Source organism: Falsiroseomonas ponticola (assembly GCF_016805305.1).
Taxonomy (GTDB): Bacteria; Pseudomonadota; Alphaproteobacteria; order Acetobacterales; family Acetobacteraceae; genus Falsiroseomonas; species Falsiroseomonas ponticola.
Genome location: NZ_JAERQN010000006.1, coordinates 203,165 through 226,724, shown reverse-complemented (window position 1 = coordinate 226,724; position 23,560 = coordinate 203,165). Strand labels below are relative to the sequence as shown.

Here is a 23,560-nt window from a genome sequence, read left to right as displayed (position 1 = left end):
CTCACTGCTGCCGGAGCTGGTCGGGCGTCACGTCGCTGAAGCTGACGAGCGTGCCGAGCATCTGCAGATAGGCGACCAGCGCATCCATCTCCGTCACCACGCCGGCATTGCCGTCGAAGACGCCCTGGCGGGCACGGCCGTAGCGGGTGGCGAAGGCGCTCGCGTCACGGTCCGGGCGCGCCTGGGTCTCCAGGTCCGCGCGGGCATTGGCGATCATCTCCGCGCTGTAGGGCACGCCGACATTGCGCTGGGCGCGCAGGTGGTCGGCGATGTCGTCATAGGCCAGCGGCCGGTCGAGGAAGGCATAGGGCGGCATGATGCTGTCCGGTACCACGGCGCGCGGGCTGCGCAGGTGCGCCGCGTGCCAGTCATCCGAATAGCGGCCGCCGACGCGCGCCAGGTCCGGGCCCGTGCGCTTCGATCCCCACTGGAAGGGATGGTCGAACATGCTCTCCGCCGCCAGGCTGTAGTGGCCGTAGCGCTCCAGCTCGTCCCGGAAGGGGCGCACCATCTGGCTGTGGCAGACGTAGCAGCCTTCGCGGATGTAGATGTTGCGGCCCATCAGCTCGAGCGGCGTGTAGGGGCGCACGCCCTGCACGCGCTCGATCGTGCTTTCCACCGTGAACAGCGGCACGATCTGCGCGAGCCCGCCGATGGAGACCGTGATGAGCGTGAGCACGCCCATCAGGATCAGGTTCTTCTCGATGATTCCGTGATTGAACCAGCGCATCGTCCGGTCCTCCTTATTCGGCCGGAGCCGGGACGGGCATGGCGGAGGAGACGGGAAGCGCGGCCGCTTCCTCGCTTTCGCCACGGGTCACGGTCATCCAGAGGTTGTAGACCATGATGAGGGAGCCGCTGAGGTAGAGCAGGCCGCCCAGCACGCGGATGACGTAGTAGGGGTGCATCGCGGCCACGGTCTCGATGAAGCTGTACTGCAGGAAGCCGAGCTCGTCATAGGCGCGCCACATCAGGCCCTGCAGGATGCCCGACACCCACATCGCGGTGATGTAGAGGACGATGCCGAGCGTCGCGATCCAGAAGTGCCACGACACCAGCTTCTCGCTGTACAGGCCCTTCTTCGCCCAGAGCCGCGGGAACAGCCAGTAGAGCGCGCCGAAGGTGACGAAGCCGACCCAGCCCATGGCGCCGCTGTGCACATGGCCGATGGTCCAGTCGGTGTAGTGCGACAGCGCGTTCACCGCCTTGATGGACATGACCGGCCCTTCGAAGGTGGACATGCCGTAGAAGCCGACCGCGGTGACGGAGAAGCGGAGGCCGGGATTGGTGCGGAGTTTGTCCCAGGCGCCCGACAGCGTCATGATCCCGTTGATCATGCCGCCCCAGCTCGGCATCCACAGCATGATGCTGAACACCATGCCGAGCGTCTGCGCCCAGTCCGGCAGCGCGGTGTAGTGCAGGTGGTGCGGGCCGGCCCAGATGTAGAGGAAGATGAGCGACCAGAAGTGCACGATGGACAGCCGGTAGGAATAGACCGGCCGTTCCGCCTGCTTCGGGATGAAGTAGTACATCATGCCGAGGAAGCCCGCGGTCAGGAAGAAGCCCACCGCGTTGTGGCCGTACCACCACTGGATCATCGCATCCTGCACGCCGGATGCCAGGCCGTAGCTCTTGGCGCTGCCGAAGCTGATGGGAAGCGCCAGGTTGTTGCCGATATGCAGCATGGCCACGGTGACGATGAAGGCCAGGTAGAACCAGTTCGCCACGTAGATGTGGGGCTCTTCCCGGCGCAGGATCGTGCCGCCGAAGGCGACGAGGTAGTGCACCCAGACGACCGTCAGCCAGAGGTCCACGTACCACTCGGGCTCGGCATATTCCTTGCCCTGCGTCACGCCGAGCACGTAGCCCAGCGCGGCGGTGACGATGACGAACTGGTAGCCCCAGAAGAGGAACCAGCCCATCGGCTCCCCGCCGAACAGCCGCGCGCGGCAGGTGCGCTGCACGACGTAGAGGCTGGTGGTGAACAGCGCATTGCCGCCGAAGGCGAAGATCACGGCGCTGGTGTGGACGGGGCGGAAGCGCCCGAAGGTCGTCCATTCCAGGTCGAGGTTCAGCAGCGGCCAGGCCAGCTGCGAAGCGATCACGACGCCCACCAGGAAGCCCACGACTCCCCAGAAGACGGTTGCAATCGCGAAGGCGCGGATCGGCGCCTCCACATAGGGCTCGGGCCGCGCAACCGTGGCCGTCCCGGCCTCGTTCGCGGCGTAGCCTGCTACAGCCATCGCATCAGTCTCCCCTGCGCACGCCACGGTCGCGATCGGACCGGCGCTGTGGGGCCAGATGACAGCTTCCCAGTGTGGGCGTCCTTGATGCGGATCAATTCCCGGGGAGGGGTCGCGCCGCTAAGGTGCCCATCGAGGAAACCGCCCCGTGACGATGGAACCACCCCGATGAATGGCGACACCATGCCCGCGGCGAAGACCGGGATGCCCGACATCGCGATCGTGCCGAATGACCGACCCTGGCGCTGGCTCGCGGCCGGGTGGCAGGACCTGATGGCGGTGCCGCATCTCGGCTTCGTCTATGGCGGCGCCATCGTCGTCGCGGGCTGGGCGCTGGTGGTGCTGCTGCTGCAGGTGGGCGTGGCCTGGGCGATCCTGCCCGCCACCGCCGGCTTCTTCGTGGTGGCGCCGCTGCTGGGCGCGGGTCTCTATGAGGTCAGCCGGCGGCGCGAGCGGGGGGAGGAGACGGATTTCATCGCCTGTGCCGCCGCCTTCCGGCGGAACGGCACGCAGCTCGCCCTGGTGGGCGCGGGGCTGCTGCTGATCCACCTCTTCTGGATCCGCATCGCCGGGCTGCTCTTCGCGCTGTTCTTCGGCCTCGGCTTCTCCCCGGCGATCGAGACGCTGCCGATGGCGATGCTGCGCTCCGACAACCTGCTGCCCTTCCTCATCATCGGCACGGGCTTCGGCTTCGTCCTCGCCTGCGTGTCCTTCGCCATCTCCGCCGTCTCCATCCCGATGATCATCGACCGCGACATCTCGGCCTTCGAGGCGGTGGTGGTCTCCGTCACCGCGGTGACGCGCAACTGGCGGGCCATGGCGCTCTGGGCCGGGCTGATCGTGGTGTTCACGGCGATGGCGCTGGTGCCCTTCTTCCTCGGGCTCGCGCTGGTGCTGCCGCTGATCGGGCATGCGACCTGGCACGCCTATCGCGACGTGGTGCGATAGCTAGAGGATGACGATGTCGGCGGCGCCGAGCGTGGTTGGCGACACGCCCGCCAGCAGCACGCTGTGCCCGGTGCCGAGCGGCAGCAGCGCGCCATCCGCGGTGGCCTGGAAGGCCGCGAGCACCGCGGCGGCGGAGGCGTGGAGCGCGGCGGGGATGCCGAGGCGATCCTCGCCCCGCGTGAAGTCTGTGACGATATCCGCGCCGCCCGCGGCCTCCATGGCGAACAGGTCGTTGCCCGCGCCGCCCGTCAGCGTATCGCCGCCGCCGCCGCCCTGCAGCGTATCCGCGCCCGCGGCGCCCAGCAGCAGGTTCGCCAGCGCGTTGCCGCGGAGGATGTTGGGCAGCGCATTGCCCGTGCCGGTGACGAGCGTGCCGAGCAGCAGCAGGTTCTCCACCTGCGCCGGCAGGATGTAGCCGCCGCCGGCAAGGTCGGCCTGCAGCCAGTCATTGCCGCCGCCCGGTTCCTCCACGATCACGTCGCGCGTCGAGTCGATGAGGAAGACATCGTCATCGGCGCCGCCGATCAGCAGGCTGCCGGCCCGGTCCGGCGCGCGGGCATCCAGCGTATCGGCGCCGGCGCCGCCGCGCAGCTCATCCCCGCCATCGGGCCCGGCGATCAGCAGGTCGTTCCCCGCATCGCCCTGCAGCCAGTCGGCCCCCTCCGCCCCCATCAGCGTGTCCGCCCCGGCGCCGCCCGCCAGCACGTCCCGCCCCGTGCCGCCGGAGGCCCAGTCATCCCCGTCATTGCCGCTCAGCACGTCGTTCCCCGCGCCGCCCAGCAGCGAATCGGCGCCGGCGCCGCCGAAGGCGAGGTCCGCGCCATCGCCGCCCGCGATCGAATCGGCGCCGTCGCCCCCGGCCAGCAGGTCCGCCCCCGCGCCGCCATCCAGCGTATCGGCCTCCGTCCCGCCCAGCAGGCGGTCATCGCCCGCGCCGCCCAGCAGCGAATCCGCGCCCGCGCCGCCATCCAGCAGGTCGTTGCCATCGCCGCCGGACAGCAGGTTGGCGCCCTCATTGCCGAAAAGGCTGTCCGGCCCGGCGGCGCCGAACAGCGCCAGGTTGCCGGCGCCGGTGGCCAGCCGCAGGCGCTCGATCTCGGCGGGGATGGTCATGGCGCCGGCGGTGACGATCTCGTCGATGCCGCCATTCGCCAGCTCGGTCCAGCGGTCCCCGGCATCGGCAATGTAGGTGTCGTTGCCGGCGCCGCCCACCAGGCTGTCATTGCCCGCGCCGCCATCCAGCACGTCGTCGCCGGCGCCGCCCAGCAGCGTATCGGCGGCGTCGCCGCCCATCAGCAGGTCGTTGTCCTCCCCGCCATCCAGCGTATCGGCTTCCGTGCCGCCATCCAGCGTATCGGCGCCGGCGCCGCCGAGCAGGATGTCGTTCTCCGTCCCGCCGAGCAGCGAATCGCCGCCGGCGCCGCCATCCAGCGTATCGGCGCCGGTGGAGCCATCGAGCTGGTCCGCCCCATCCTCCCCCGCCAGGCGATCGGTGCCCGATCCGCCGCGCAGCGTATCGTTGCCCGCGCCGCCAAGGGCGGTGTCGTTGCCGCCGCTGGCGGTCACCAGGTCGTTGCCCGCGCCGCCCTCGATGGAATCATTGCCGGTGCCGCCCACCAGCGAATCATTGCCGTCCCCGCCCAGCATCGTATCGTTGCCGGCGCCGCCATCCATGTTGTCGTTGCCCGCGCCGCCGCCCAGGCTGTCATTGCCATCGAGGGCGGCGAGGGTGTCGTTGCCGCCATGGCCGAAGATGGCATCGGCGCCGGCGCCGCCGACGAGCGATTCCGCCGCTTCCGTGCCATCCGTGATCGTGAAGGCGGGCAGGGGGCCGGGCTGGAGGATGGTGACGGGCAGCGTGAAGGCGGCGGTGTTGCGGCCGTCCGAGACCTCGATGATCACGTCGCGCACCGTGCCGCCCTGGCCGATCAGGTCGATGCCCGGGCGCAGCCGCAGCATGGTGCCCACCACCTCGAAGAAGGCGGAATCGGGCCAGGCGACGCTGTATTCCAGCGGGCCGGCCGAATCGGGGTCATCGGCCAGCAGCAGGCCGATATCGGCGCCGACATCGGTGGCCAGCACCATGCCGCCGTTGAAGAAGCGGAGGTTCTGCGGCGGCGTGTCATCCGTGCCGACCAGCTGCACCGCGTAGCTGGCGGGCAGCGCCACCCAGCCGGACGCGGTGCGCACGGACAGGCCGAAGCGGAAGACGAAGCCATCGCCCAGCGTCTCCGCATCGAAGACGGCGGCGGGCGTGATGCGGACGCTGCGGCCCGCCCCGTCCAGCGTGGCGGAGAAGGCGCCCGCGCCGTCGCCCGTCAGGGCGACGTCCAGCACCGCGGCGGAAAAGGCCAGGGTGGCGGACCAGTCGTCGGGTCGCGCATTCTCGAAGATCGTGCCCGGCACGGCGCCGGTCACCACCACTGACATCAACGGGGCCCCATCCTGGTGGCGGCGCCATCAAGCCGGGAATCGGTTGACGCGCCGTCAATGCCGGCGCGGTCGCGGCATCACCCCGCCAGGCGCAGCGCCGCGCCGGCCAGCACCACCGCGTTCAGCGCGAAGAGCCCGGCGCCCAGCACCTGCAGCCGCGGCCCCAGCGCCCGCAGGAAGAAGCGGCCGAGGAAGGCGACGCCGATCAGCGAGGGGATGGTGCCGAGGCAGAAGGCCAGCATGGCGACCGCGCCGGCCAGCGCACTGCCCGTGGCCGCCGCCGCCGCCAGCGCGGCATAGAGCAGCCCGCAGGGCAGGCCGGAGAGCAGCAGGCCGAGCCCGAAGCCGCGCCCCGCGCCGGGCCGGGCCAGCAGCCTTCCCATGCGCGCCGTCAGCCGCGCCGCCAGGCCCTCCGCCAGGCCGGCGGGCAGCAGGCGGGCGGGCGCCAGGCGCCAGCGCCCGGGCAGGCGCTGCAGCGCCTGCAGGGCCATCAGCACCGCCGCCGCCAGCAGCAGCGCCGCCAGGACATGGCGCAGCCCGGTCGCCTGGTTCAGCACCCCGGCCGCCAGGCCGCTGAGGGCCCCCAGCGCCGAATAGCCCACGATCCGCCCGGCGTGGTAGGGCAGCAGCGCCGCGCCGGCGAGGCGCGAGAGCGTGCCCCCGCCGCCCGTCGCGGCACCGGCCTGGGCGATGACGAAGGGCGCGCACATGGCGGCGCAATGCGTCAGGCCGCCGGCCAGCCCGGCCAGCAGCAGCGCCAGCGCCACCACGGGCAGGCCGCCCGGCCCGATGGCGGTCAGGTCATGCAGGCAATTCGCGATCATGTCCCATGCTGGCATGGTTGCGGGGCGGGCGGCTTGCGCCAGATCAAGCGCCGCGGCGGGGGTGACGCGCGGCCCCCCGGATGCTTTTACCCCCCCACGGGTGCCGGAGGAGCAGGATCGTGCAGCACGGGACGGTGCAGGGCCCCCCGCTGGCCCTCACCATGGGGGAGCCCGCGGGGATCGGGGGGGAGATCGCGGCCAAGGCCTGGTGGGCGGTGCGCGCCGCCGGGCCGGCCTTCTTCCTGCTGGGCGACCCGGCCCTGGTGAAGGACGCCCCGGTGGCGCTGATCGAGGCGCCGGAACAGGCCGCCAGCGCCTTTCCCCACGGCCTGCCGGTGCTGCCGCTGCGGCTCGCCGCGCCGGCGGTGCCGGGGGTGCTGGACGCGGCCAATGCGCCCGCCGTCATCGCCTCCATCGAACAGGCGGTGGGCTTCGCGCTGGCGGGCCGGGCGGGGGGCGTGGTGACCAACCCCATCCAGAAATCGGTGCTGACCGCGGCGGGCTTCCCGCATCCCGGGCATACGGAGTTCCTGGGGGAGCTGGCGGGGGATGGCGTGCCCCCGGTGATGATGCTGGCCTGCCCGGGGCTGCGGGTGGTGCCGGTCACGGTGCATCTCTCGCTCCGCGCCGCGCTCGGCGCGCTGACCACGGAGCTGATCGTGGAGCATGGCCGCATCGTCGCGGCCGCGCTGCGGCGGGATTTCGGGCTGGCCAGCCCGCGCCTGGCCGTCGCCGGCCTCAACCCCCATGCGGGGGAGGCCGGGACGATGGGGGACGAGGATATCCGCATCGTCGCCCCGGCCGTGGCGGCGCTGCGCGCACTCGCCATCGATGCCCGCGGGCCCTTTCCGCCGGACACCCTGTTCACGCCGCGCGCGCGCGCCACCTATGACTGCGCGCTCGGCATGTATCACGACCAGGTGCTGATCCCGATCAAGACGCTGGACATGGATGGCGGCGTGAACATCACCCTCGGCCTGCGCATCGTGCGCACCAGCCCGGACCATGGCACCGCGATCGACATCGCGGGCCGGGGCCAGGCGGATGCGGGCAGCCTGATCGCGGCGCTGCGCCTGGCCGCCGAGATCGCCGAGACAAGAGGAAAGGCCGCGGCCCCGTGAACCACCTGGTGCTGTCCATCAATGTCGATCACGTGGCCACGCTGCGGAACGCCCGCGGCGGCCACTTCCCCGACCCCGTCGATGCCGCGCGAGCCTGCATCGAGGCGGGGGGGGAGGGCATCACCATCCATCTGCGGGAGGACCGGCGCCACATCCGCGACCGGGACGTGGAGCGGATGAAGGCGGAGGTCGCGGCGCCGCTGAACCTGGAGATGGCGGCGACCGAGGAGATGGTGGCGATCGCGCTGCGCGTCATGCCGCATGCCGTCTGCCTGGTGCCGGAGAAGCGCCAGGAACTGACCACGGAAGGCGGGCTGGACGTGCTGAAGGCCGGGCCGGAGCTGGGGGAGGCGGTGAAGCGCCTGGCCGGCGCCGGGATCCGCACCTCGCTCTTCGTGGAGGCCGATGCCGCGCCGATCGAGCGGGCGGCGGCGCTGGGCGCGGCCTGCGTGGAGCTGCACACGGGCCTCTACGCCGATACGGCGCCGGATGCGCGCGGGCCGCAGCTGGCGCGGCTGCGCGCGGGGGCCGCCATCGCGGTGGGGGCGGGCCTGCAATGCCATGCCGGCCACGGGCTGGACTACGGCAGCATCGGCGGCATCGCGGCGATCCCGGAGGTGACCGAGGTTTCCATCGGCCACTTCCTGGTCAGCACGAGCGTCTTCGAGGGTATCGGGAATGCGGTCCGCCGCATGCGCGCCCTGATGGACGCGGCGCGAGGCGGATGACGCCAACTGAAGGCTATCGTGACCTGCGGCCGACGAAGTCGGCCGAGGCCGCCGCGGGTGCCCAGGCGCGTTGCTTCGCAACGTGCATAGGGTCCCGGAAGGCCGCGAAGCCACGCCCGCGGAACGGGCGCCGGCGATCGAGGCCTGCCTCAGGCGACCCGGCGCTGGTCCTGCGTCACGTCCGAATTCGCGGCGCGGACGGAAGCGGCCCAGCCCGGCGCCGCCGCCAGGAAGGCGTCGAGCTGCTGGACGGACAGCGCCTCCAGGTATTCGGTGGCGGTGATGGTGCTGGGGTCCCAGCGCAGCGCCAGGTCGGCGACCACGGTGCCGCTGGCGGCGGGCGCCACCTGCAGGCGCAGCGCGCGATGCGCGATGGTCAGGACACGGGCCGCGGCATCCAGCCGCATGCGCTCCGCCAGGCCGTCCCCGGCCAGGTCGGCGATGGATCGGAGCGCGCGGATCTTCGCCGCCTCAGGCTCACGAACCCTACCCGTATCCGCCATGTCTCGACTTCTCCTGCTATCGAACCGCGCCAGGGGCGACGCGTCGGCCACCGCGGCTCCCCCCGCGGCCGCACAGGGATGGGGAGGCGGTCGCGTGGATACAAGGCCGATGCGTCATCGGACGGCCGCGCAAGGCTGAATTTCCGGGAAGAACTTCACGGGCGCGGCTGCCTGTCCATGAGTGTGACACCCGAATTGTGTCGAAGAGGTTGACGCTTCCGGTGGCGGGACACAGCCTTCGCGCGAAGATCGGGATGAGTGCGACGACAATGATGAATGAATCCGATGCGGCGAGACTTCATGCGGCGACGCTGACACTCGACACGCATGTGGATATTCCCTGGCCCTCCATGCCCGACCCCACGACGGCGACCTCCCGCTGCGTGGACTTCCCGAAGATGCGCGCGGGCGGGCTGAAGGCGGTGGTCTTCATCGCCTATGTGCCGCAGGGGCCGCTGACGCCGGAGGGCCATGCGGGGGCGGCGGCGCGGGCGGAGGCGATGCTGCTGGCGCTGCGCGGCACGGTGGGGGAGGCGCCGATGCGCCGCCGCCTGGTGACCACGCCGGATGAGCTGGAGGGCTGCGCCGAGGCCGGGGACCTCGCGGTGCTGCTGGCGGTCGAGAACGGCTATGCGATGGGGGAGGACCTGTCGCGGCTCGCGCGCTGGCGGGAACTCGGTGCCATCTACCTGACCGTGACGCATGACGGGCACAATGCGCTGTCCGATTCTGCGCGGCCCAAGCCGGCGCTCGGCGATGGCCCGACGCTGCATGGCGGGCTGTCCGCCCTCGGCCGCGCCGCGGTGCGGGAGATGAACCGCGTGGGCCTGATGGTCGATGTCTCCCATGTCGCGAAGCCGGCGATGCTGGAGGCGGCGTCGCTTTCCACCACGCCCGTCGTCGCCACCCATGCCTGCTGCCACGAGCTGCGCCCGCATCCGCGCAACCTGGATGCGGAGCAGCTACGCGCGCTGCGCAATTGCGGCGGGCTGATCCAGATCACGGCGGTGCCGAGCTTCCTGGTGGCGCCGGGCCCCGATGGCCATGCGCGGGCGACGATCCGTGACTATGTCGACCATGTGGACCACGCCGTGCAGCGCATCGGCCTCGATCATGTCGGGCTGTCGTCGGATTTCGATGGTGGTGGCGGCTTCCCCGGCTGGATGGATGCCAGCACCACCGGCGCGGTGACGGAGGAGCTGCATCGCCGCGGCTATGGCGCGCGGGAGATCGGCCTGCTGTGGTCTGGCAACTTCATCCGCGTCTGGCGCAGCGTGCTGCGCGCCGCGGGTCACTGACGACGGTCCAGGGGCGTCTCGCCGCTGGCCCGGGGGTGCAGGGGGAGCGGAGCTCCCCTTGCGGCTAACGGTCGGTGCAGGGGGAGCGGCGCTCTCCCTGCGAGGCCGTCACCCCCCGTGGATCGCCCGCCACACCCGTTCCGGCGTCGCCGGCATGTCGATGTGCCGCACGCCATGCGCGGAGAGCGCATCGACGATGGCGTTCATCACCGCGGGCAGCGAACCGGCGCAGCCGGCCTCACCGCAGCCCTTGGCGCCCAGCGGGTTGGTCTTCGCCGGCACGGCGTGGCTGACGAAGCCGATATCGGGCAGGTCGCCGGCGCGGGGGAGCGCGTAGTCCAGGTAGCTGCCGGTCAGCAGCTGCCCATCCTCCCCGAAGCTCACGCTTTCCAGCAGCGCCTGGCCGATGCCCTGCGCGATGCCGCCATGCGCCTGGCCCGCGACCAGCAGCGGGTTCACCATGACGCCGAAGTCGTTGACCGTGACGTAGCGATCGACGGTGACGATGCCGGTGTCGGGGTCGATCTCCACCTCCGCGACGTGGCAGCCATTCGGATAGGCCTGCGGCGCCTGGTCGAAGACATGCGTCACATCGAGCGTGCTGGGCACACCCTCCGGCAGCCCCTTCGCGCCGCGCAGCTTCACGGCCAGGTCCATGATGCCGATGCCGCGGTCCGTGCCCGCGATGCTGAAGCGCCCCTGGCCGCCTTCCGCATGCGGCTCGTATTCGATGTCGGACGGCGCGGCTTCCAGCGCCCAGGCCGCGGCCTCGCGGCCCTTCTCGATGACGAGCGCCGAGGCCTCCAGGATCGCCGCACCCGACGCCATTATGGACTTCGACCCGCCCGTGCCGCCGCCGGCGATCAGCTGGTCGGAATCGCCCTGCAGCAGGCGCACCTTCTCGAAGGGCACGCCGAGGCTCTGGTGCAGCACCTGCGCGAAGGCGCTCCAATGGCCCTGGCCGTAGTCGAGCGTGCCGGTGATGATCGTGACGGTCCCTTCCTCGTCGAAGCGGATCCCGCCCTGTTCCTTGGTCGGCGGCGCGGTGCACTCGAGGAAATTGCCGATGCCGCGCCCGCGCAGCATGCCGCGCGCCTCGCTCGCCGCCTTGCGCGCGGCATAGCCGGGCAGGTCGGCTTCCTGCAGCGTGCGTTCCAGCACGGCGGTGAAGTCGCCGCCGTCATAGACGCTGCCGGACGCCGCGGAATAGGGGAACTGGTCGGGGCGGATGTGGTTGCGGCGGCGGATCTCCACCGCGTCGATCCCCATCTCCAGGGCGGCGGCCTCGATCAGCCGCTCCATGAAGTAGTTGCCCTCCGGCCGGCCGGCGCCGCGATAGGCGGAGACGGGGGTGGTGTTCGTCACCAGGCTGCGCGTCGAGACCTCGATCAGCGGCGTGCGGTAGTTGGACTGCACGTTCTTCATGAAATTCGCCGTGCCCATCAGCGGCGCGACGGGCGAGAGGAAGGCGCCCATATTGGCGAAGCTGGTGAGGCGCACCGCGAGGAAATGGCCATCCTTGTCCAGCGCCAGCTCGGCCTCGACCTCATGGTCCCGGCCATGCTGATCCGACAGGAAGCTGCCGCTGCGCTCATCCGTCCACTTCACGGGATGGCCGAGTTCCTTCGCGGCATGCAGCAGGCAGGCATATTCGGGATAGGCATTGGCCTTCATGCCGAAGCTGCCGCCGACATTGCCGGTCAGCACGCGGACCTTGTCGGTGGGGACCTTCAGGATCTCGTTGGCCAGCTGGTTGCGCAGGCCGAAGACGCCCTGGCAGCCCACGCGCAGCACGTAGCGCCCATCCTCATAGGTGCCGATCGCGCTGCGCGGTTCCATCGCGCAGACGACGATGCGGTTGTTGCGGATGGAGAGCTTCGTGACGTGGGCGGCTTCGGAGAATGCGCGGGCCACCGCCTCGCGGTCGCCGTGCCGAAAATCCAGCACCTCATTGCCCGGGATGTCGTCATAGAGTTGCGGCGCATCCGGCGCGGCGGCGGCGGAGGCGAGCGTCACGGCGGGCAGCGCATCGATGTCGAGCTCGACGGCCTCCGCCGCGTCCTTGGCCTCGGCCTTGGTCGTGGCGACGACGAAGGCGACGGGATCGCCGACATAGCGGACGCGGTCGGTCGCCAGCGGCAGGCGCTGCGTGCTGCGCAGCGGCGTGCCATCCGCGTTCTTCAGCGGCATGGCGCATTTCATCGGCCCGTAGCCGGCCGCGACCAGGTCCGCCCCGGTCCAGACGCCCGCGACACCCGGCATGGCGCGGGCGGCCGTGGTGTCGATGCCGCGGATCACGCCATGGGCATAGGGGCTGCGCACCATCACGGCCCAGAGCTGGCCGGGCAGGCTGATGTCATCGGTGTAGCGGCCGCGGCCGGTCAGCAGGGTCGGGTCCTCGGCGCGGGGGACGGGCTGGCCGATGCCGAATTTCAGGCGGGTGGGATCGAAGGGGAGGGTATCGGGCATGGGCATCCTCACGGGGAGTCGAGGGGGGAGGTGGGCGCTATCGTAAGCCCGGGAAGGGTCAGGTGGTGCTGATCCAGGCCGCATAATCGGCATAGGCCGCTTCCGGCGCAAAGCGTGGCGCCCAGCCGATGCCGCGCGCCCGGCCGATATGCATCACGCCACGGGGGCGGATTTCGGGGAAGGTGACGCCCGGCGCCTCGCCATCGGCGGCGCGGCGCCAGCGGAATCCGGGCAGGGCCCGCGCCATCTCGGCGCAGCAGCCGTCGAGATGCGGCGACCAGTCGCGGCCGGAGGCCAGGTTGAAGACGCGATGCGCCGGCGCCTCCGCCTCCATCAGCGCCAGCAGCCCCGCGGCCAGGTCCCGCACATAGACCCAGTCATAGCCATGCACGGTCGCGGGCAGCACCGCTTCCCGCCCCTCCCGGGCGGCGGTGGCGATGGCGAGGTGAGGGCTCAGCGTGTCCCGCACGCCCGTATCGCGCTCCCAAGGCCCGAAGGTGGCGCCGATGCGGGCGGCGACGGCGTCCAGCCCCCATTGCGCGGCGAGCCGCAGCCCCGCGCGCTCCACCGCGTATTTCGTCACGCCATAGAGGCTGATCGGCACGCAGGGCGTCGTCGCCTCGTCCAGAAGCGCGTGGTCATAGGCGGATTCGCCATAGACGGCGGCGGAGGAGGGCAGCACCACGCGCCGCACGCCGCCGGCATCCCGCGCCGCTTCCAGCGTCGCGATCAGGCCCTTCAGGTTCACGTCGATGATGGCGCCGGGGACGGAGGCCTCCCGCGCCGGGCCCGCCGTGATGGCGGCGAAGGGGAAGATGCGGTCGATGCGGTGGGCGGCGAACAGCGCCTTGAGCGCGGCGGCGTCCAGCACATCGCCCTGCACCAGGGTCAGCCGGCCCGGCAGCCCGGCGAAGGCGGTGGCGGCGGCCGGGGGCAGCGCCTCCTCCCGCCCGAAGGCCACGACCTCCTCGCCCCGGCCGAGCAGTGCCTCCAGCAGGTTCAGCCCGACGAAGCCGGCACCGCCGGTGACCAGGACAGACGGCATCGGGAACCTCCAGGAAGCGACCCGCCCTGGATAACCCGGCCCATCCCGGTCAGAAAGCCGCCATGACCCCCGATATCATCGTGATCGGCGCCGGGCCCGCGGGCCTGATCGCCGCCGAATTCCTCGCCCGCGCCGGGCTTCGCGTCGCGGTGCATGACCAGATGCCCTCGGTCGGGCGGAAATTCCTGATGGCCGGGCGGGGCGGGCTGAACCTGACGCATTCGGAACCGCTCGACCTGTTCCTCACGCGCTACGCGCCCGCGGCGGCGCCACTGCTGGACGCCGTGCGCGCCTTCCCGCCTTCGGCCCTGATCGCCTGGTGCGAGGGACTGGGCATCCCGACCCTGGTCGGCAGCAGCGGGCGGGTCTTCCCGCAGGGCATGAAGGCCAGCCCCCTGCTGCGCGCCTGGCTGCGGCGGCTGGCGGAGCTGGGCGTGGAGGTGCGGCCGCGCAGCCGCTGGCTGGGGCGCGATGCCGATGGCGGGCTGCGCTTCTCGACCGAGGAAGCGGCGCTGCACCCGCGCGCGGTGGTGCTGGCGATGGGCGGTGCCTCCTGGCCCCGGCTCGGCAGCGATGGCGCCTGGCCGGCGCTGCTGCCCGGCGTGCCGGTCCTGCCCTTCGCGCCCTCCAACATGGGCGTGACGGTGCCCTGGTCCGCGCCCCTGCTGGCGAAGCATGAGGGCGCGGCGGTGAAGCGGATCGCGATCCGATTCGCCGGCGCCACCGCCCGCGGCGATGCGGTGGTGACGCGGGCGGGGCTGGAAGGCGGCGCCATCTATGCGCTGTCCGGCCCGATCCGGGATGCGGTGGCGCGGGACGGCTCCGCGATGCTCTCCATCGACCTGCGCCCGGACCTGACCGCGGCGGCGGTGGCGGAGAAGCTGGGCGCGCGGGGGCGGGCCGAATCGGTCTCGACCGTGCTGCGCAAGGCCGCCGGCCTGTCGCCCGTCGCGATCGGCCTGGTGCAGGAAGCGCTGCATGCGGGTGGCGCGGGGCGCGGCGACCTTGCCGCGCTGGTCAAGGCGCTGCCGCTCCGCGTCACCGGGGTGTCGGGCCTGGCGCGCGCCATCTCCTCCGCCGGCGGCCTGGCCTGGGAGGCGCTGGACGAGAACTTCATGCTGAAGGCGCTGCCCGGCACCTTCGCCTGCGGGGAGATGCTGGATTGGGAGGCCCCGACCGGCGGCTACCTGCTGCAGGGCTGCTTCGCCACCGGCGTCGCGGCGGCGAAGGGCGTGCTGGCGCGGCTCTGATCAGCAAGGCCCATGCACGCCAGGCGGCCGACGAAGCCACCCGAATCCGCCGATGCAACCCTGGAGGACCGGCACCAATCCGGGGTCCCCGCAAAACTGCGAAGCGGTTTTGTGGGGAGTTCTACAGGGGTAAGGCCCCCGGCGGCTTCAGCGCCGTCAGCACGAAGGAACTCCGCGTTTCCTTCACCCCCGGCATGCGCAGCAGCGCCTTCAGCGCGAATTCGGCATAGGCGTCGAAATCCGCCGCCATGACATGCAGCATGTAGTCCATGCCGCCGCTCATGGCGTAGGCCGCGATCACCTCCTCCCGCGCCGCCAGGGCCTTGTGGAAGGCGGAAGCGACATCCTCCGCGTGGGACGACAGCGCCACCTGCACGAAGGCCTGGATGGGCAGGCCGACGCGCGCGGGGTCCACCACCGCGGCATAGCGCGCGATCACGCCCGTCTCCTCCAGCCGCTTGATGCGCCGCAGGCAGGGGGTGGCGGAAAGCCCCACCTGCTCCGCGATCGCGGTCACGGCCATGCGGCCATCGCGCTGCAGGGCGCGCAGGATGCGGCGATCCGTCGCATCCAGCTCGATGGTGGATTTCGCCATAGCGGGGCTGTCCCTGAGTGAAAAGCTGCGCCGGCCCGCATCCTGGCAGCAAATCCGGCGGGATTCACCCCTTTCCCCGCCCTACCATGATGGCATCCCAAGCGAGGAAGCCGAACCATGGACATCCCCCCCGATCGCACCGCCTATGCCGGCGCCATTTCCGACGCCAACCCCATGGGCACGGATGGCTTCGAATTCGTGGAGTTCACGGGGCCGGATACCGCGGCGCTGGAGACCCTCTTCACCCGCATGGGCTTCGCCGCCGTCGCGAAGCACCGGTCCAAGGCCGTCACGCTGTGGCGCCAGGGGGACATCAACTTCATCCTGAACGCGGAGCCCGAGAGCTTCGCGCAATCCTTCGCCCGCGTGCACGGCCCCTGCGCCTGCGCCATGGCCTTCCGCGTGGCCGATGCCGCCGCGGCCTACCAGCGCGCCATCGCGCTCGGCGCCAAGCCCGTCACCAACCGCGTCGGCCCGATGGAACTCAACATCCCGGCCATCGAGGGCATCGGCGGCTCGCTGCTCTATTTCGTCGATCGCTACGGCCCGCGCGGCACGATCTATGACGTCGATTTCCGCTGGACCGGCGCGCCGAACCCGGCGCCGAAGGGCAATGGCCTGACGGTCATCGACCACCTGACCCACAACGTGCATCGCGGCCGCATGGATGTCTGGTGGCAGTTCTACGCGAAGCTCTTCAACTTCCAGGAAATCCGCTACTTCGACATCGAGGGCAAGCTGACCGGCCTGAAGTCCCGCGCGCTCACCTCCCCCTGCGGCCAGATCCGCATCCCGATCAACGAAAGCAGCGACGACAAGTCGCAGATCGAGGAATACCTGCGCGCCTACAATGGCGAGGGCATCCAGCACGTCGCACTCGGCACCACCGACATCCACGCCTCCGTGGAGGCGATGCGCGGCGCGGGCATCGCCTTCCTCGACACGCCGGAAACCTATTACGAGCTGCTGCCGAAGCGCATCCCGGGGACCGAGGCCGATATCGACCGCCTCCGCCGCAACCGCGTGCTGGTGGATGGCGCGCCGACGCCGGAAGGCGGCCGCCTGCTGCAGATCTTCACCAACAACGTCATCGGCCCGATCTTCTTCGAATTGATCAAGCGCGAAGGCGACCAGGGCTTCGGCGAGGGGAATTTCCGCGCGCTGTTTGAGAGCATCGAGCTGGACCAGATCCGCCGCGGCACGCTGAAGGCGGACGCGGCCTGAGGGAAGGGGGGAGCGCCGCTCCCCCCTTTAACCCCCCTCGCCAGGGGCGAGACGCCCCTGGACCGTCGGGACTGGGCGGGGCGGGCGGGGGCGGCCATAGTCGCGGGGGAGGAACCGCCATGTCCGACAGCCCCTTCGAACTGCCCGAAGCCACCCGAGAACTGCGTGACACCGCACTCGCCTTCGCGGCCGATCGCCTGGCACCCCATGCCCTCGAATGGGACGAGAAGCGGCACCTGCCCGTGGACGTGCTGCGGGAAGCCGCCTCGCTCGGCATGGCCGGGCTCTATGTGCGGGAGGAATCGGGCGGCGCCGGCCTCACGCGCCTCGACGCGGCGGTGGTGTTCGAGGCGCTGGCGACGGGCTGCCCCACCATCTCGGCCTTCCTGTCGATCCACAACATGGTCGCCTGGATGATCGACCGCTACGGCAGCGACGCGCAGCGGGAGGCCTGGCTGCCCTCCCTGCTGACCATGGAGCGCATCGCCAGCTACTGCCTGACGGAACCGGCCGCCGGCAGCGATGCGGCGGCGCTGGCCACGCGCGCGGCGCGGGACAACCAGGGCTATGTGCTCAACGGCACCAAGCAGTTCATCAGCGGCGCCGGCGTCTCAGACCTCTATCTGGTCATGGCGCGCAGCGGCGGCGCGGGGGCGGGCGGCGTCTCCGCCTTCCTGGTGCCGAAGGACACGCCAGGCCTCTCCTTCGGCGCGAATGAGAAGAAGATGGGCTGGAACGCCCAGCCGACCCGCCAGGTGATCCTGGAGGAGGCGCGCATCCCGGCCGACGCCCTGCTGGGCGAGGAAGGGCAAGGCTTCCGCTACGCCATGAGCGGCCTCGATGGCGGGCGCCTCAACATCGCGGCCTGCTCGGTCGGCGGCGCCCAGGCCGCGATCGACAAGGCGCTGGCCTATGTGCGGGAACGCCGCGCCTTCGGCCAGGAGATCGCCCGCTTCCAGGCCACGCAGTTCCGCCTGGCCGACATGGCGACGGAGCTGGAGGCGGCGCGCACTCTGATGTGGCGCGCCTGCGCCAAGCTCGATGCCGGCGCGCCGGACGCCACCGCCTTCTGCGCCATGGCCAAGCGCTTCGCCACCGATACCGGCTTCCGCGTGGCGGATGAGGCGCTGCAGCTGCTGGGCGGCTATGGCTACCTCGCGGATTACGGGATCGAGAAGATCGTGCGGGACCTGCGCGTCCACCGCATCCTGGAAGGCACCAACGAGATCATGCGCCTGATCATCGCGCGGGGGATGCTGGGGCGCTGACCCTGGCGGCTTTGCGCTGGCCGGGCTGACCGGGCTGTTCTATCCTGCCGCGATGATGGCCTGGACCCTTATTGTCGCGCTGGTTGTGGCAGCGCCCGCCGGCGCCCAGCCGCTGCGCAGCATGGTCGTGCCGGCGGATGAGGTGGTGGTGGTCGCCCCGCGCGGCCAGGCGCTGCCCCGGCCGGTGGCACCGGTGCGCGTTCCGCCGCCGCCCCCGCCCCCGGTCGTCGTCCCGCCCCCCGCCGTGGTCCTGCCCGCCGGCCCGGGCCTCGGCGCCTTCCTGCCCGCCCTGCTGCCGGTGGCCGGCGCGGTGCTGCTGGGCGCGGGCAGCCCGGGTTCCGGCGGCGGCACCGGCGCGCCCGCCAGCACGCGGTAAGGGGCCTCGCTGGACCGGTCCGGCCGGCTGGGCCATCCTCCCGCCCTCTTCACCACTCGGAACCGAACATCGTTATGGGCACACGCGGCGGGGCCATCGGGCGCGCTTTGACCTTCTTCGACGAGGGGGGGTTCGAGCAGCTTCTCCGCTCCCTCGTCGCCATCCCCTCCACCTCGCAGGAGGCGGAATCCGCCCCCGCCCTCGATGCCTATCTGGCGGAGACGATGGAGCCCTGGCTGAAGCGCCTCGGCTTCGCCGTCTCCATCCACCCGAACCCGCTGCCGGGCTTCGGCCCCATCCTGATGGGCACGCGGATCGAGGATCCGGCCCTGCCGACCGTTCTCCTCTACGGCCATGGCGACACGGTGCGCGGGCTCGCGGACCAGTGGCGCGCGGGGCTCGATCCCTGGACGGTAACGACCGAGGATGGCCGCTGGTACGGCCGCGGCACCGCCGACAACAAGGGCCAGCACGCGCTGAACATCGCGGCGCTGGAGGCGGTGCTGGCGGAGCGCGGCGGCAGGCTCGGCGCCAACATCAAGCTGGTGATCGAGACGGCGGAGGAACGCGGCTCCAAGGGGCTCCGTGAATTCGTCGCCGCCCATGCGGCGGAACTCTCGGCCGATGCGCTGATCGCCTCCGACGGGCCGCGCGTCGAGCCCGGCGTGCCCACCATCGCGACCGGCACGCGCGGCACCTTCCATTTCGACCTGGCGGTGCGGCTGCGCGCGGGCGGCGTCCATTCCGGCCATTGGGGCGGGCTGACCACGGACCCCGCCATCATCCTCGCCCATGCGCTCTCCACCATCATGGACCGGGAGGGCAAGATCCTGGTGCGGGACTGGCTGCCGAGGAACGGCGTGCCGGCCGCGGTGAAGGGCGTGCTGGATGGCTGCCCCGTGGGCGGCGGCGATGGCGCGGCGACGATCGATGCGGGCTGGGGCGAGCCCAATTTGACCGCGGCCGAGAAGATCTATGGCTGGAACAGCTTCATCGTCCTGGCCATGACCTCCGGCCGCCCGGACAATCCGGTGAACGCGGTGGCGCCCGATGCCCGCGCGCATTGCCAGATCCGCTACACCGTGGACAGCGACCCGGCCGATTTCCTGCCCGCGCTGCGCGCGCATCTGGATGCGCATGGGCTCACGCAGGTCACGATCGAGAATCCCGGCATCCGCATGCCCGCCAGCCGCACGGCGCCGGACCATCCCTGGGTGCGCTGGGCGCATGAATCGCTGATGCGCACCCTGGACAAGCCGGTGCAGATCATCCCGAACAGCTCCGGCGGCCTGCCGGGCGATGTCTTCGTGGACCATCTCGGCGTGCCGCTGGTCTGGGTGCCGCACAGCTACAATGGCTGCAAGCAGCACGGGCCGGACGAGCACCTGCTGATCGCGGCCGCGCGGGAGGGCATCGCGGGCTTCGCGGGGATGTGGTGGGACCTGGGCGAGGGGGGCACGCCCAAGGCGGGGTGACCACGTGGGAGGGACGTTACCGTTCCTCACGCACCGACACCCCGCCGGACACGCCCCTGTTGCAAGCGATGGCCATGTTCCCCTCAGACCGGCGCGGTGCCGGCAAGAAACGGAGAACACGACATGGCATCGAAGAAGATCGGCCTGCTGGCCGGCGCGGCGCTCATCCTGGCGGCGGGCGCGGCGCCCGTCCTGGCCCAGCCCGCGCCGGGTGCCGGCGGCCCGCCCCCGCCGCCCCCCGCCCGCGGCTTCGCGGTGGGGGAGGCCTTCGCCCGCGCCGACGTCAACAATGACGGCCGCGTGACGCTGGAGGAAGGCCGCGCCTGGCTGGCGGCCCGCTTCCAGGAAGTGGACGCGAACCGCGATGGCGGCGTCTCGCTGGAGGAATTCACGGCCTATGCCCAGGCCCGCATGGGCGGCCGCACGCCGCCGCCGCAGGCCCAGCAGCATGCCGCGGCGATGTTCCGGGCCGTGGATGCGAATGGCGATGGCCGCGTGACGCTGCAGGAGATCACGCCCTTCGCCGAGGCGATGTTCCGCGCCCGTGACGCGAATGGCGACGGCGCGCTGAGCCGGGAGGAGGTGCGGCCGGAGCATCGCGGCCCGCGCCACCACCATGCGGGCCCCGGCCCGGAAGGCCGCCGCGGCCCGGGCGCGCCGCCGGCGAACTGAGCACGAAAAGGGGAGGCCCTTCGGGGCTTCCCCACCACGCCATCAATCTCTGGAAGCCTGGGGGATGGTGGGCGCGACAGGGATTGAACCTGTGACCCCCGCCGTGTGAAGGCGATGCTCTCCCGCTGAGCTACGCGCCCATCCCTCGGGGCGCGCTGAATATGGCGGCGGGGGGCGGGTGTCAAGCGCTGCCCCGGAAGGCGCTTGGCATTCGCGCCGGGCCGCCGATATGGAAGGCCATGCGCCCCACCCTGCCGGCCGCCGCTGCGATCCTGACCCTTTGCGCCACGGCCCTGCCGGCCGCGGCGCAGCCGCTGCGCGCGACCTATGAGGTCCATGCCGCGGGGATGGTCGTCCTGACCATGGAGGCGGAGATGGAGGTGACGCCGGGCGGCTACCGCCTGGCCACCACGCTGCGCACCCGGGGCCTGGCCGCCGTCTTCGCGCCCGGGGAGCAGGCGACGCGCGTCGCCGGCGGCTGGTCCGGCGGTCTCGCCGCGCCGGCCTCCTACGCCTCGGAAGGCACCTGGCGCGGCCGCCCGCGGCGCACCCTGGTGGATTGGCGCGGCGGCAACCCCGTGATCCGCGACCTGGTGCCCCCCAATGCGGAGGAGCGGGAGGAAGTGCCGGCCGATCTGCAGCGCGGCACGGTCGATGCGCTCTCCGCCCTGGCGCAGCTTTCCCGCGCCATCGCCAGCACCGGCAGCTGCGATGGCCAGGCCGCGGTCTTCGATGGCCGCCGCCGCAGCGACTACACCAGCCGCAGCGCGGGGTGGGAACGCATCTTCCCCTCCCGCAATGCCTGGCACGGGGATGCGCTGCGCTGCGGCTTCGAAGCGCGGGTCATCGCCGGCTTCCGCAAGGATGGCAGCGGGGATGAAGGCCGGCCGACCCCCGGCACGGCCTGGGTCGCCGCCCCCTTCGCCGGCGCGCCGCCCATCCCGGTGCGGGTGGAGATGCCGTCCCGCTGGTTCGGTACCGCGACGGCGATCCTGCTGAAGGCGGAGCCCCTAACCACCCAGGCCCGCGCGCAGTAGCGGCAGCAGCTCGGCCGGCGTCGCGGCCACCGGCGCCCCGGCCGCCATGGCCAGCGGGCCATAGCCCCAGCCCGCGAAGATCACCGGCACCCCCGCGCCACGCCCCGCCGCCACGTCGTTGTGGTGGTCGCCGATCATGATGGCGTCCCGCGCCACGCCCCCGGCATCGCGCAGCGTGGCGTGCAGATGGGCGGGATCCGGCTTGCGGACGGGGTAGGAATCGCCCCCGCCGATGGCGTCGAAATAGTGGTCGATGCCGAGCCCGGCCAGCAGCGTGCGCGCCGGCGCCACCGGCTTGTTGGTGCAGACGGCCATGCGCCAGCCCTCGGCCTTCAGCGTGGCCAGGACGCCGGAAATGCCGTCGAAGGCGGCGGTCTCCACCATGGCGTTGGCGCCGTAATCCTCCAGGAACCAGTCCAGCGCGGCCTGGTCGAAGGCCTGGCCGCGGGCGGCGAGGGCGCGTTCCACCAGCACCTTGGCGCCATCGCCGATCATGGCGACGACCTCCGGCCGCCGGAAGCCGGGCAGGCCGCGCCTGGCCATCAGCCGGTCGAGCGAGGCATGGAGGTCGGGCGCGCTGTCCACCAGCGTGCCGTCGAGGTCGAAGACTGCGATCCGGGTCATGGCCCCGTCCTACGGTCAGGCCGAGGCTTGCGGAAGGGGCGGGCGCGGGATTACGCGGGGGGCATGCCCAGCACCGCCCTGATCCTCGCCGCCGGCCTCGGCACCCGCATGCGCTCCCGCCTTCCGAAGGCGCTCCACCCCATCGCGGGGCGCCCCATGGTCCAGCACCTGCTGGCCGCCGCCACCCAGGTCTTCGACCAAGCGGTGGTGGTGGTGGGGCCGGACATGCCGGAGCTGGAACGCGCCGTCGCGCCGCATGCGACCGTGGTGCAGGCCGAAAGGCTCGGCACCGGGCATGCGGCCCTGCAGGCGGCGGGGCTGCTGGCGGGGTCGGGCGGCGATGTCGCGGTGCTCTATGCCGACAACCCGCTGATCACGGTGGGCACGCTGCGGCGCCTGGTCGCGGCGCGGCAGGAAGCCGGGCTGGCGCTGGTGGCGATGCGCCCGGCCGATCCCGGGCAGTATGGCCGCGTCGTCACCAATGCTGCGGGCGATGTCGATCGCATCGTCGAATGGGCGGATGCGACGGAGGCGGAGCGCGCCATCCCGCTCTGCAACGCCGGCGTGGTCTGCGCCCCGGCGGCGGAGCTGTTCGCGCTGCTGCGCCAGGTCACCAACGCCAATGCCAAGGGCGAATTCTACCTGACGGATGTCGTCTCGCTCGCCGTCACCATCGGCCGGCGCGTCGTGGCGGTGGAGGCGCCGGAGGCGGAGCTGCGCGGCATCAACAGCCGGGCGGAGCTGGCGGGGGCGGAGGCGGAGGCGCAGCAGGCGCTGCGCGCGGCCGCCATGGCGGGGGGCGCGACGCTGATCCAGCCGGAGAGCGTCGTGCTCTCCTGGGACACGGCCATCGGCCAGGACGTGACCATCGGCCCGAATGTCGTCTTCGGCCCCGGCGTGACGCTGGAGGATGGCGTGGAGGTGCGCGCCTTCAGCCACCTGGAGGGCTGCGTGGTGAAGCAGGGCGCCGTCATCGGCCCCTTCGCGCGGCTCCGCCCCGGCACGGTGGTCGGGGAAGCCGCGCATGTCGGCAATTTCGTGGAGCTGAAGGCGGCGGTGCTGGGCCAGGGCGCCAAGGCCAACCACCTCAGCTACCTCGGCGATGCGGAGATCGGCGCGCGGGCCAACATCGGCGCCGGCACCATCACCTGCAATTACGATGGCGTGAGCAAGCACCGCACGGTGATCGGGGAAGGCGCCTTCATCGGATCGGACAGCGCGCTGGTCGCGCCCGTCACCATCGGCGACCGTGCCCTGGTTGCCGCCGGCAGCGTGGTGGTCGAGGATGTGCCCGCCGATGCCATGGCCCTGGCGCGGGGCCGCCAGGTCAACAAGCCGGGCCGTGGCTTCAAGGCGGGCTTCAAGGGCAAGCCGGCGCGATGACATCGCGCACCGCCGGACCCATCTGAGGTCGCCTGGGGGAAGGG

At 71.8% G+C, this 23,560-nt stretch carries 21 protein-coding genes and 1 tRNA gene; 12 read left to right on the top strand and 10 right to left on the bottom strand.

Features of this window, described 5'->3' with window-relative positions:
* Position 1: 1 nt before the first annotated feature.
* Together ccoO and ccoN are read right to left on the bottom strand one after the other, a co-directional pair.
* Positions 2 to 730: a cytochrome-c oxidase, cbb3-type subunit II gene (gene ccoO / locus JJI54_RS18865; protein WP_203074603.1), complete on the bottom strand. Its 729-nt coding sequence runs from the start codon at positions 728 to 730 to the stop codon at positions 2 to 4.
* Positions 731 to 743: 13 nt separating this feature from the next.
* Positions 744 to 2,243 (bottom strand): cytochrome-c oxidase, cbb3-type subunit I, encoded by a 1,500-nt coding sequence (gene ccoN / locus JJI54_RS18860; protein ID WP_203074602.1) that lies wholly within the window; start codon positions 2,241 to 2,243, stop codon positions 744 to 746.
* A gap of 168 nt (positions 2,244 to 2,411) precedes the next feature.
* On the opposite strand from ccoN, the gene JJI54_RS18855 reads away from it, so the two are divergent.
* On the top strand, positions 2,412 to 3,191 hold the full coding sequence (locus JJI54_RS18855; RefSeq protein WP_203074601.1) for a DUF2189 domain-containing protein: 780 nt from the start codon (positions 2,412 to 2,414) through the stop codon (positions 3,189 to 3,191).
* Here JJI54_RS18855 and JJI54_RS18850 read toward each other — a convergent pair whose 3' ends face one another.
* Both JJI54_RS18850 and JJI54_RS18845 read right to left on the bottom strand, forming a co-directional pair.
* The gene (locus JJI54_RS18850) at positions 3,192 to 5,621 is read right to left on the bottom strand and encodes a calcium-binding protein (protein WP_203074600.1); all 2,430 of its coding nucleotides are present in this window, start codon (positions 5,619 to 5,621) and stop codon (positions 3,192 to 3,194) included.
* An 80-nt stretch (positions 5,622 to 5,701) separates the two neighbouring features.
* Complete coding sequence (locus JJI54_RS18845) at positions 5,702 to 6,448, bottom strand: urease accessory protein UreH domain-containing protein (RefSeq protein WP_203074599.1); 747 nt, start codon at positions 6,446 to 6,448, stop codon at positions 5,702 to 5,704.
* 119 nt (positions 6,449 to 6,567) lie between these two features.
* Here JJI54_RS18845 and pdxA point away from each other — a divergent pair, with 119 nt between their 5' ends.
* Entirely contained in the window at positions 6,568 to 7,569 is a 1,002-nt protein-coding gene (pdxA, locus tag JJI54_RS18840; protein WP_318987532.1) for a 4-hydroxythreonine-4-phosphate dehydrogenase PdxA, read from the top strand.
* A complete protein-coding gene (locus JJI54_RS18835) occupies positions 7,566 to 8,297 on the top strand; it encodes a pyridoxine 5'-phosphate synthase (protein ID WP_456305603.1) in 732 nt (243 codons plus the stop codon). Before pdxA ends, JJI54_RS18835 begins: the two co-directional genes overlap by 4 nt.
* A gap of 149 nt (positions 8,298 to 8,446) precedes the next feature.
* On the opposite strand, the gene JJI54_RS18830 is transcribed toward JJI54_RS18835, so the two are convergent.
* A complete protein-coding gene (locus tag JJI54_RS18830; RefSeq protein WP_203074597.1) occupies positions 8,447 to 8,800 on the bottom strand; it encodes a hypothetical protein in 354 nt (117 codons plus the stop codon).
* Positions 8,801 to 9,069: 269 nt separating this feature from the next.
* Here JJI54_RS18830 and JJI54_RS18825 point away from each other — a divergent pair, with 269 nt between their 5' ends.
* Entirely contained in the window at positions 9,070 to 10,098 is a 1,029-nt protein-coding gene (locus JJI54_RS18825; RefSeq protein WP_318987531.1) for a dipeptidase, read from the top strand.
* A gap of 108 nt (positions 10,099 to 10,206) precedes the next feature.
* Here the strand turns inward: JJI54_RS18825 and JJI54_RS18820 are convergent, their stop codons facing one another.
* Complete coding sequence (locus tag JJI54_RS18820) at positions 10,207 to 12,567, bottom strand: xanthine dehydrogenase family protein molybdopterin-binding subunit (protein ID WP_203074596.1); 2,361 nt, start codon at positions 12,565 to 12,567, stop codon at positions 10,207 to 10,209.
* A gap of 58 nt (positions 12,568 to 12,625) precedes the next feature.
* Positions 12,626 to 13,612 (bottom strand): NAD-dependent epimerase/dehydratase family protein, encoded by a 987-nt coding sequence (locus JJI54_RS18815; RefSeq protein ID WP_203074595.1) that lies wholly within the window; start codon positions 13,610 to 13,612, stop codon positions 12,626 to 12,628.
* 62 nt (positions 13,613 to 13,674) lie between these two features.
* Between JJI54_RS18815 and JJI54_RS18810 the strand changes: the two genes are divergently transcribed.
* Positions 13,675 to 14,862: a BaiN/RdsA family NAD(P)/FAD-dependent oxidoreductase gene (locus JJI54_RS18810; RefSeq protein WP_203074594.1), complete on the top strand. Its 1,188-nt coding sequence runs from the start codon at positions 13,675 to 13,677 to the stop codon at positions 14,860 to 14,862.
* A gap of 121 nt (positions 14,863 to 14,983) precedes the next feature.
* On the opposite strand, the gene JJI54_RS18805 is transcribed toward JJI54_RS18810, so the two are convergent.
* A complete protein-coding gene (locus JJI54_RS18805) occupies positions 14,984 to 15,457 on the bottom strand; it encodes an Lrp/AsnC family transcriptional regulator (protein WP_164696176.1) in 474 nt (157 codons plus the stop codon).
* 117 nt (positions 15,458 to 15,574) lie between these two features.
* On the opposite strand from JJI54_RS18805, the gene hppD reads away from it, so the two are divergent.
* The 5 genes from hppD (at position 15,575) to JJI54_RS18780 (ending at position 20,472) form a co-directional block, all read left to right on the top strand.
* Positions 15,575 to 16,681 (top strand): 4-hydroxyphenylpyruvate dioxygenase, encoded by a 1,107-nt coding sequence (gene hppD, locus JJI54_RS18800; RefSeq protein ID WP_203074593.1) that lies wholly within the window; start codon positions 15,575 to 15,577, stop codon positions 16,679 to 16,681.
* A gap of 119 nt (positions 16,682 to 16,800) precedes the next feature.
* Entirely contained in the window at positions 16,801 to 17,949 is a 1,149-nt protein-coding gene (locus JJI54_RS18795; RefSeq protein ID WP_203074592.1) for an acyl-CoA dehydrogenase family protein, read from the top strand.
* A gap of 52 nt (positions 17,950 to 18,001) precedes the next feature.
* Entirely contained in the window at positions 18,002 to 18,325 is a 324-nt protein-coding gene (locus JJI54_RS18790; protein WP_203074591.1) for a hypothetical protein, read from the top strand.
* Between the two features lie 74 nt (positions 18,326 to 18,399).
* Positions 18,400 to 19,800 (top strand): M20/M25/M40 family metallo-hydrolase, encoded by a 1,401-nt coding sequence (locus JJI54_RS18785; RefSeq protein ID WP_203074590.1) that lies wholly within the window; start codon positions 18,400 to 18,402, stop codon positions 19,798 to 19,800.
* 123 nt (positions 19,801 to 19,923) lie between these two features.
* Positions 19,924 to 20,472 (top strand): EF-hand domain-containing protein, encoded by a 549-nt coding sequence (locus JJI54_RS18780; RefSeq protein ID WP_203074589.1) that lies wholly within the window; start codon positions 19,924 to 19,926, stop codon positions 20,470 to 20,472.
* 65 nt (positions 20,473 to 20,537) lie between these two features.
* Here JJI54_RS18780 and JJI54_RS18775 read toward each other — a convergent pair.
* Positions 20,538 to 20,612, bottom strand: a tRNA-Val gene (locus tag JJI54_RS18775).
* A 99-nt stretch (positions 20,613 to 20,711) separates the two neighbouring features.
* Here JJI54_RS18775 and JJI54_RS18770 point away from each other — a divergent pair.
* Positions 20,712 to 21,509, top strand: coding sequence for a DUF3108 domain-containing protein (locus JJI54_RS18770; protein WP_203074588.1), 798 nt, complete (start codon positions 20,712 to 20,714; stop codon positions 21,507 to 21,509).
* On the opposite strand, the gene JJI54_RS18765 is transcribed toward JJI54_RS18770, so the two are convergent.
* Positions 21,483 to 22,133: an HAD-IA family hydrolase gene (locus JJI54_RS18765; protein WP_203074587.1), complete on the bottom strand. Its 651-nt coding sequence runs from the start codon at positions 22,131 to 22,133 to the stop codon at positions 21,483 to 21,485. The two genes, JJI54_RS18770 and JJI54_RS18765, sit on opposite strands and share 27 nt — an antisense overlap.
* 63 nt (positions 22,134 to 22,196) lie before the next feature.
* Here JJI54_RS18765 and glmU point away from each other — a divergent pair, with 63 nt between their 5' ends.
* The gene (gene glmU, locus JJI54_RS18760) at positions 22,197 to 23,516 is read left to right on the top strand and encodes a bifunctional UDP-N-acetylglucosamine diphosphorylase/glucosamine-1-phosphate N-acetyltransferase GlmU (RefSeq protein WP_203074586.1); all 1,320 of its coding nucleotides are present in this window, start codon (positions 22,197 to 22,199) and stop codon (positions 23,514 to 23,516) included.
* The last annotated feature ends 44 nt before the right edge of the window (positions 23,517 to 23,560 follow it).

What these genes read in the sequence shown, in the direction of transcription:
- JJI54_RS18785 (WP_203074590.1), top strand. Translation starts at nt 18,400, where the DNA reads ATGGGCACACGCGGCGGGGCCATCGGGCGCGCTTTGACCTTCTTCGAC.
- JJI54_RS18790 (WP_203074591.1), top strand. Translation starts at nt 18,002, where the DNA reads ATGATGGCCTGGACCCTTATTGTCGCGCTGGTTGTGGCAGCGCCCGCC.
- JJI54_RS18820 (WP_203074596.1), bottom strand. Translation starts at nt 12,567, where the DNA reads ATGCCCGATACCCTCCCCTTCGATCCCACCCGCCTGAAATTCGGCATC.
- JJI54_RS18810 (WP_203074594.1), top strand. Translation starts at nt 13,675, where the DNA reads ATGACCCCCGATATCATCGTGATCGGCGCCGGGCCCGCGGGCCTGATC.
- JJI54_RS18845 (WP_203074599.1), bottom strand. Translation starts at nt 6,448, where the DNA reads ATGATCGCGAATTGCCTGCATGACCTGACCGCCATCGGGCCGGGCGGC.
- JJI54_RS18780 (WP_203074589.1), top strand. Translation starts at nt 19,924, where the DNA reads ATGGCATCGAAGAAGATCGGCCTGCTGGCCGGCGCGGCGCTCATCCTG.
- JJI54_RS18855 (WP_203074601.1), top strand. Translation starts at nt 2,412, where the DNA reads ATGAATGGCGACACCATGCCCGCGGCGAAGACCGGGATGCCCGACATC.
- glmU (WP_203074586.1), top strand. Translation starts at nt 22,197, where the DNA reads ATGCCCAGCACCGCCCTGATCCTCGCCGCCGGCCTCGGCACCCGCATG.
- ccoN (WP_203074602.1), bottom strand. Translation starts at nt 2,243, where the DNA reads ATGGCTGTAGCAGGCTACGCCGCGAACGAGGCCGGGACGGCCACGGTT.
- ccoO (WP_203074603.1), bottom strand. Translation starts at nt 730, where the DNA reads ATGCGCTGGTTCAATCACGGAATCATCGAGAAGAACCTGATCCTGATG.
- JJI54_RS18795 (WP_203074592.1), top strand. Translation starts at nt 16,801, where the DNA reads ATGTCCGACAGCCCCTTCGAACTGCCCGAAGCCACCCGAGAACTGCGT.
- JJI54_RS18765 (WP_203074587.1), bottom strand. Translation starts at nt 22,133, where the DNA reads ATGACCCGGATCGCAGTCTTCGACCTCGACGGCACGCTGGTGGACAGC.
- JJI54_RS18830 (WP_203074597.1), bottom strand. Translation starts at nt 8,800, where the DNA reads ATGGCGGATACGGGTAGGGTTCGTGAGCCTGAGGCGGCGAAGATCCGC.
- JJI54_RS18850 (WP_203074600.1), bottom strand. Translation starts at nt 5,621, where the DNA reads ATGTCAGTGGTGGTGACCGGCGCCGTGCCGGGCACGATCTTCGAGAAT.
- JJI54_RS18825 (WP_318987531.1), top strand. Translation starts at nt 9,070, where the DNA reads ATGATGAATGAATCCGATGCGGCGAGACTTCATGCGGCGACGCTGACA.
- JJI54_RS18815 (WP_203074595.1), bottom strand. Translation starts at nt 13,612, where the DNA reads ATGCCGTCTGTCCTGGTCACCGGCGGTGCCGGCTTCGTCGGGCTGAAC.
- JJI54_RS18805 (WP_164696176.1), bottom strand. Translation starts at nt 15,457, where the DNA reads ATGGCGAAATCCACCATCGAGCTGGATGCGACGGATCGCCGCATCCTG.
- JJI54_RS18770 (WP_203074588.1), top strand. Translation starts at nt 20,712, where the DNA reads ATGCGCCCCACCCTGCCGGCCGCCGCTGCGATCCTGACCCTTTGCGCC.
- hppD (WP_203074593.1), top strand. Translation starts at nt 15,575, where the DNA reads ATGGACATCCCCCCCGATCGCACCGCCTATGCCGGCGCCATTTCCGAC.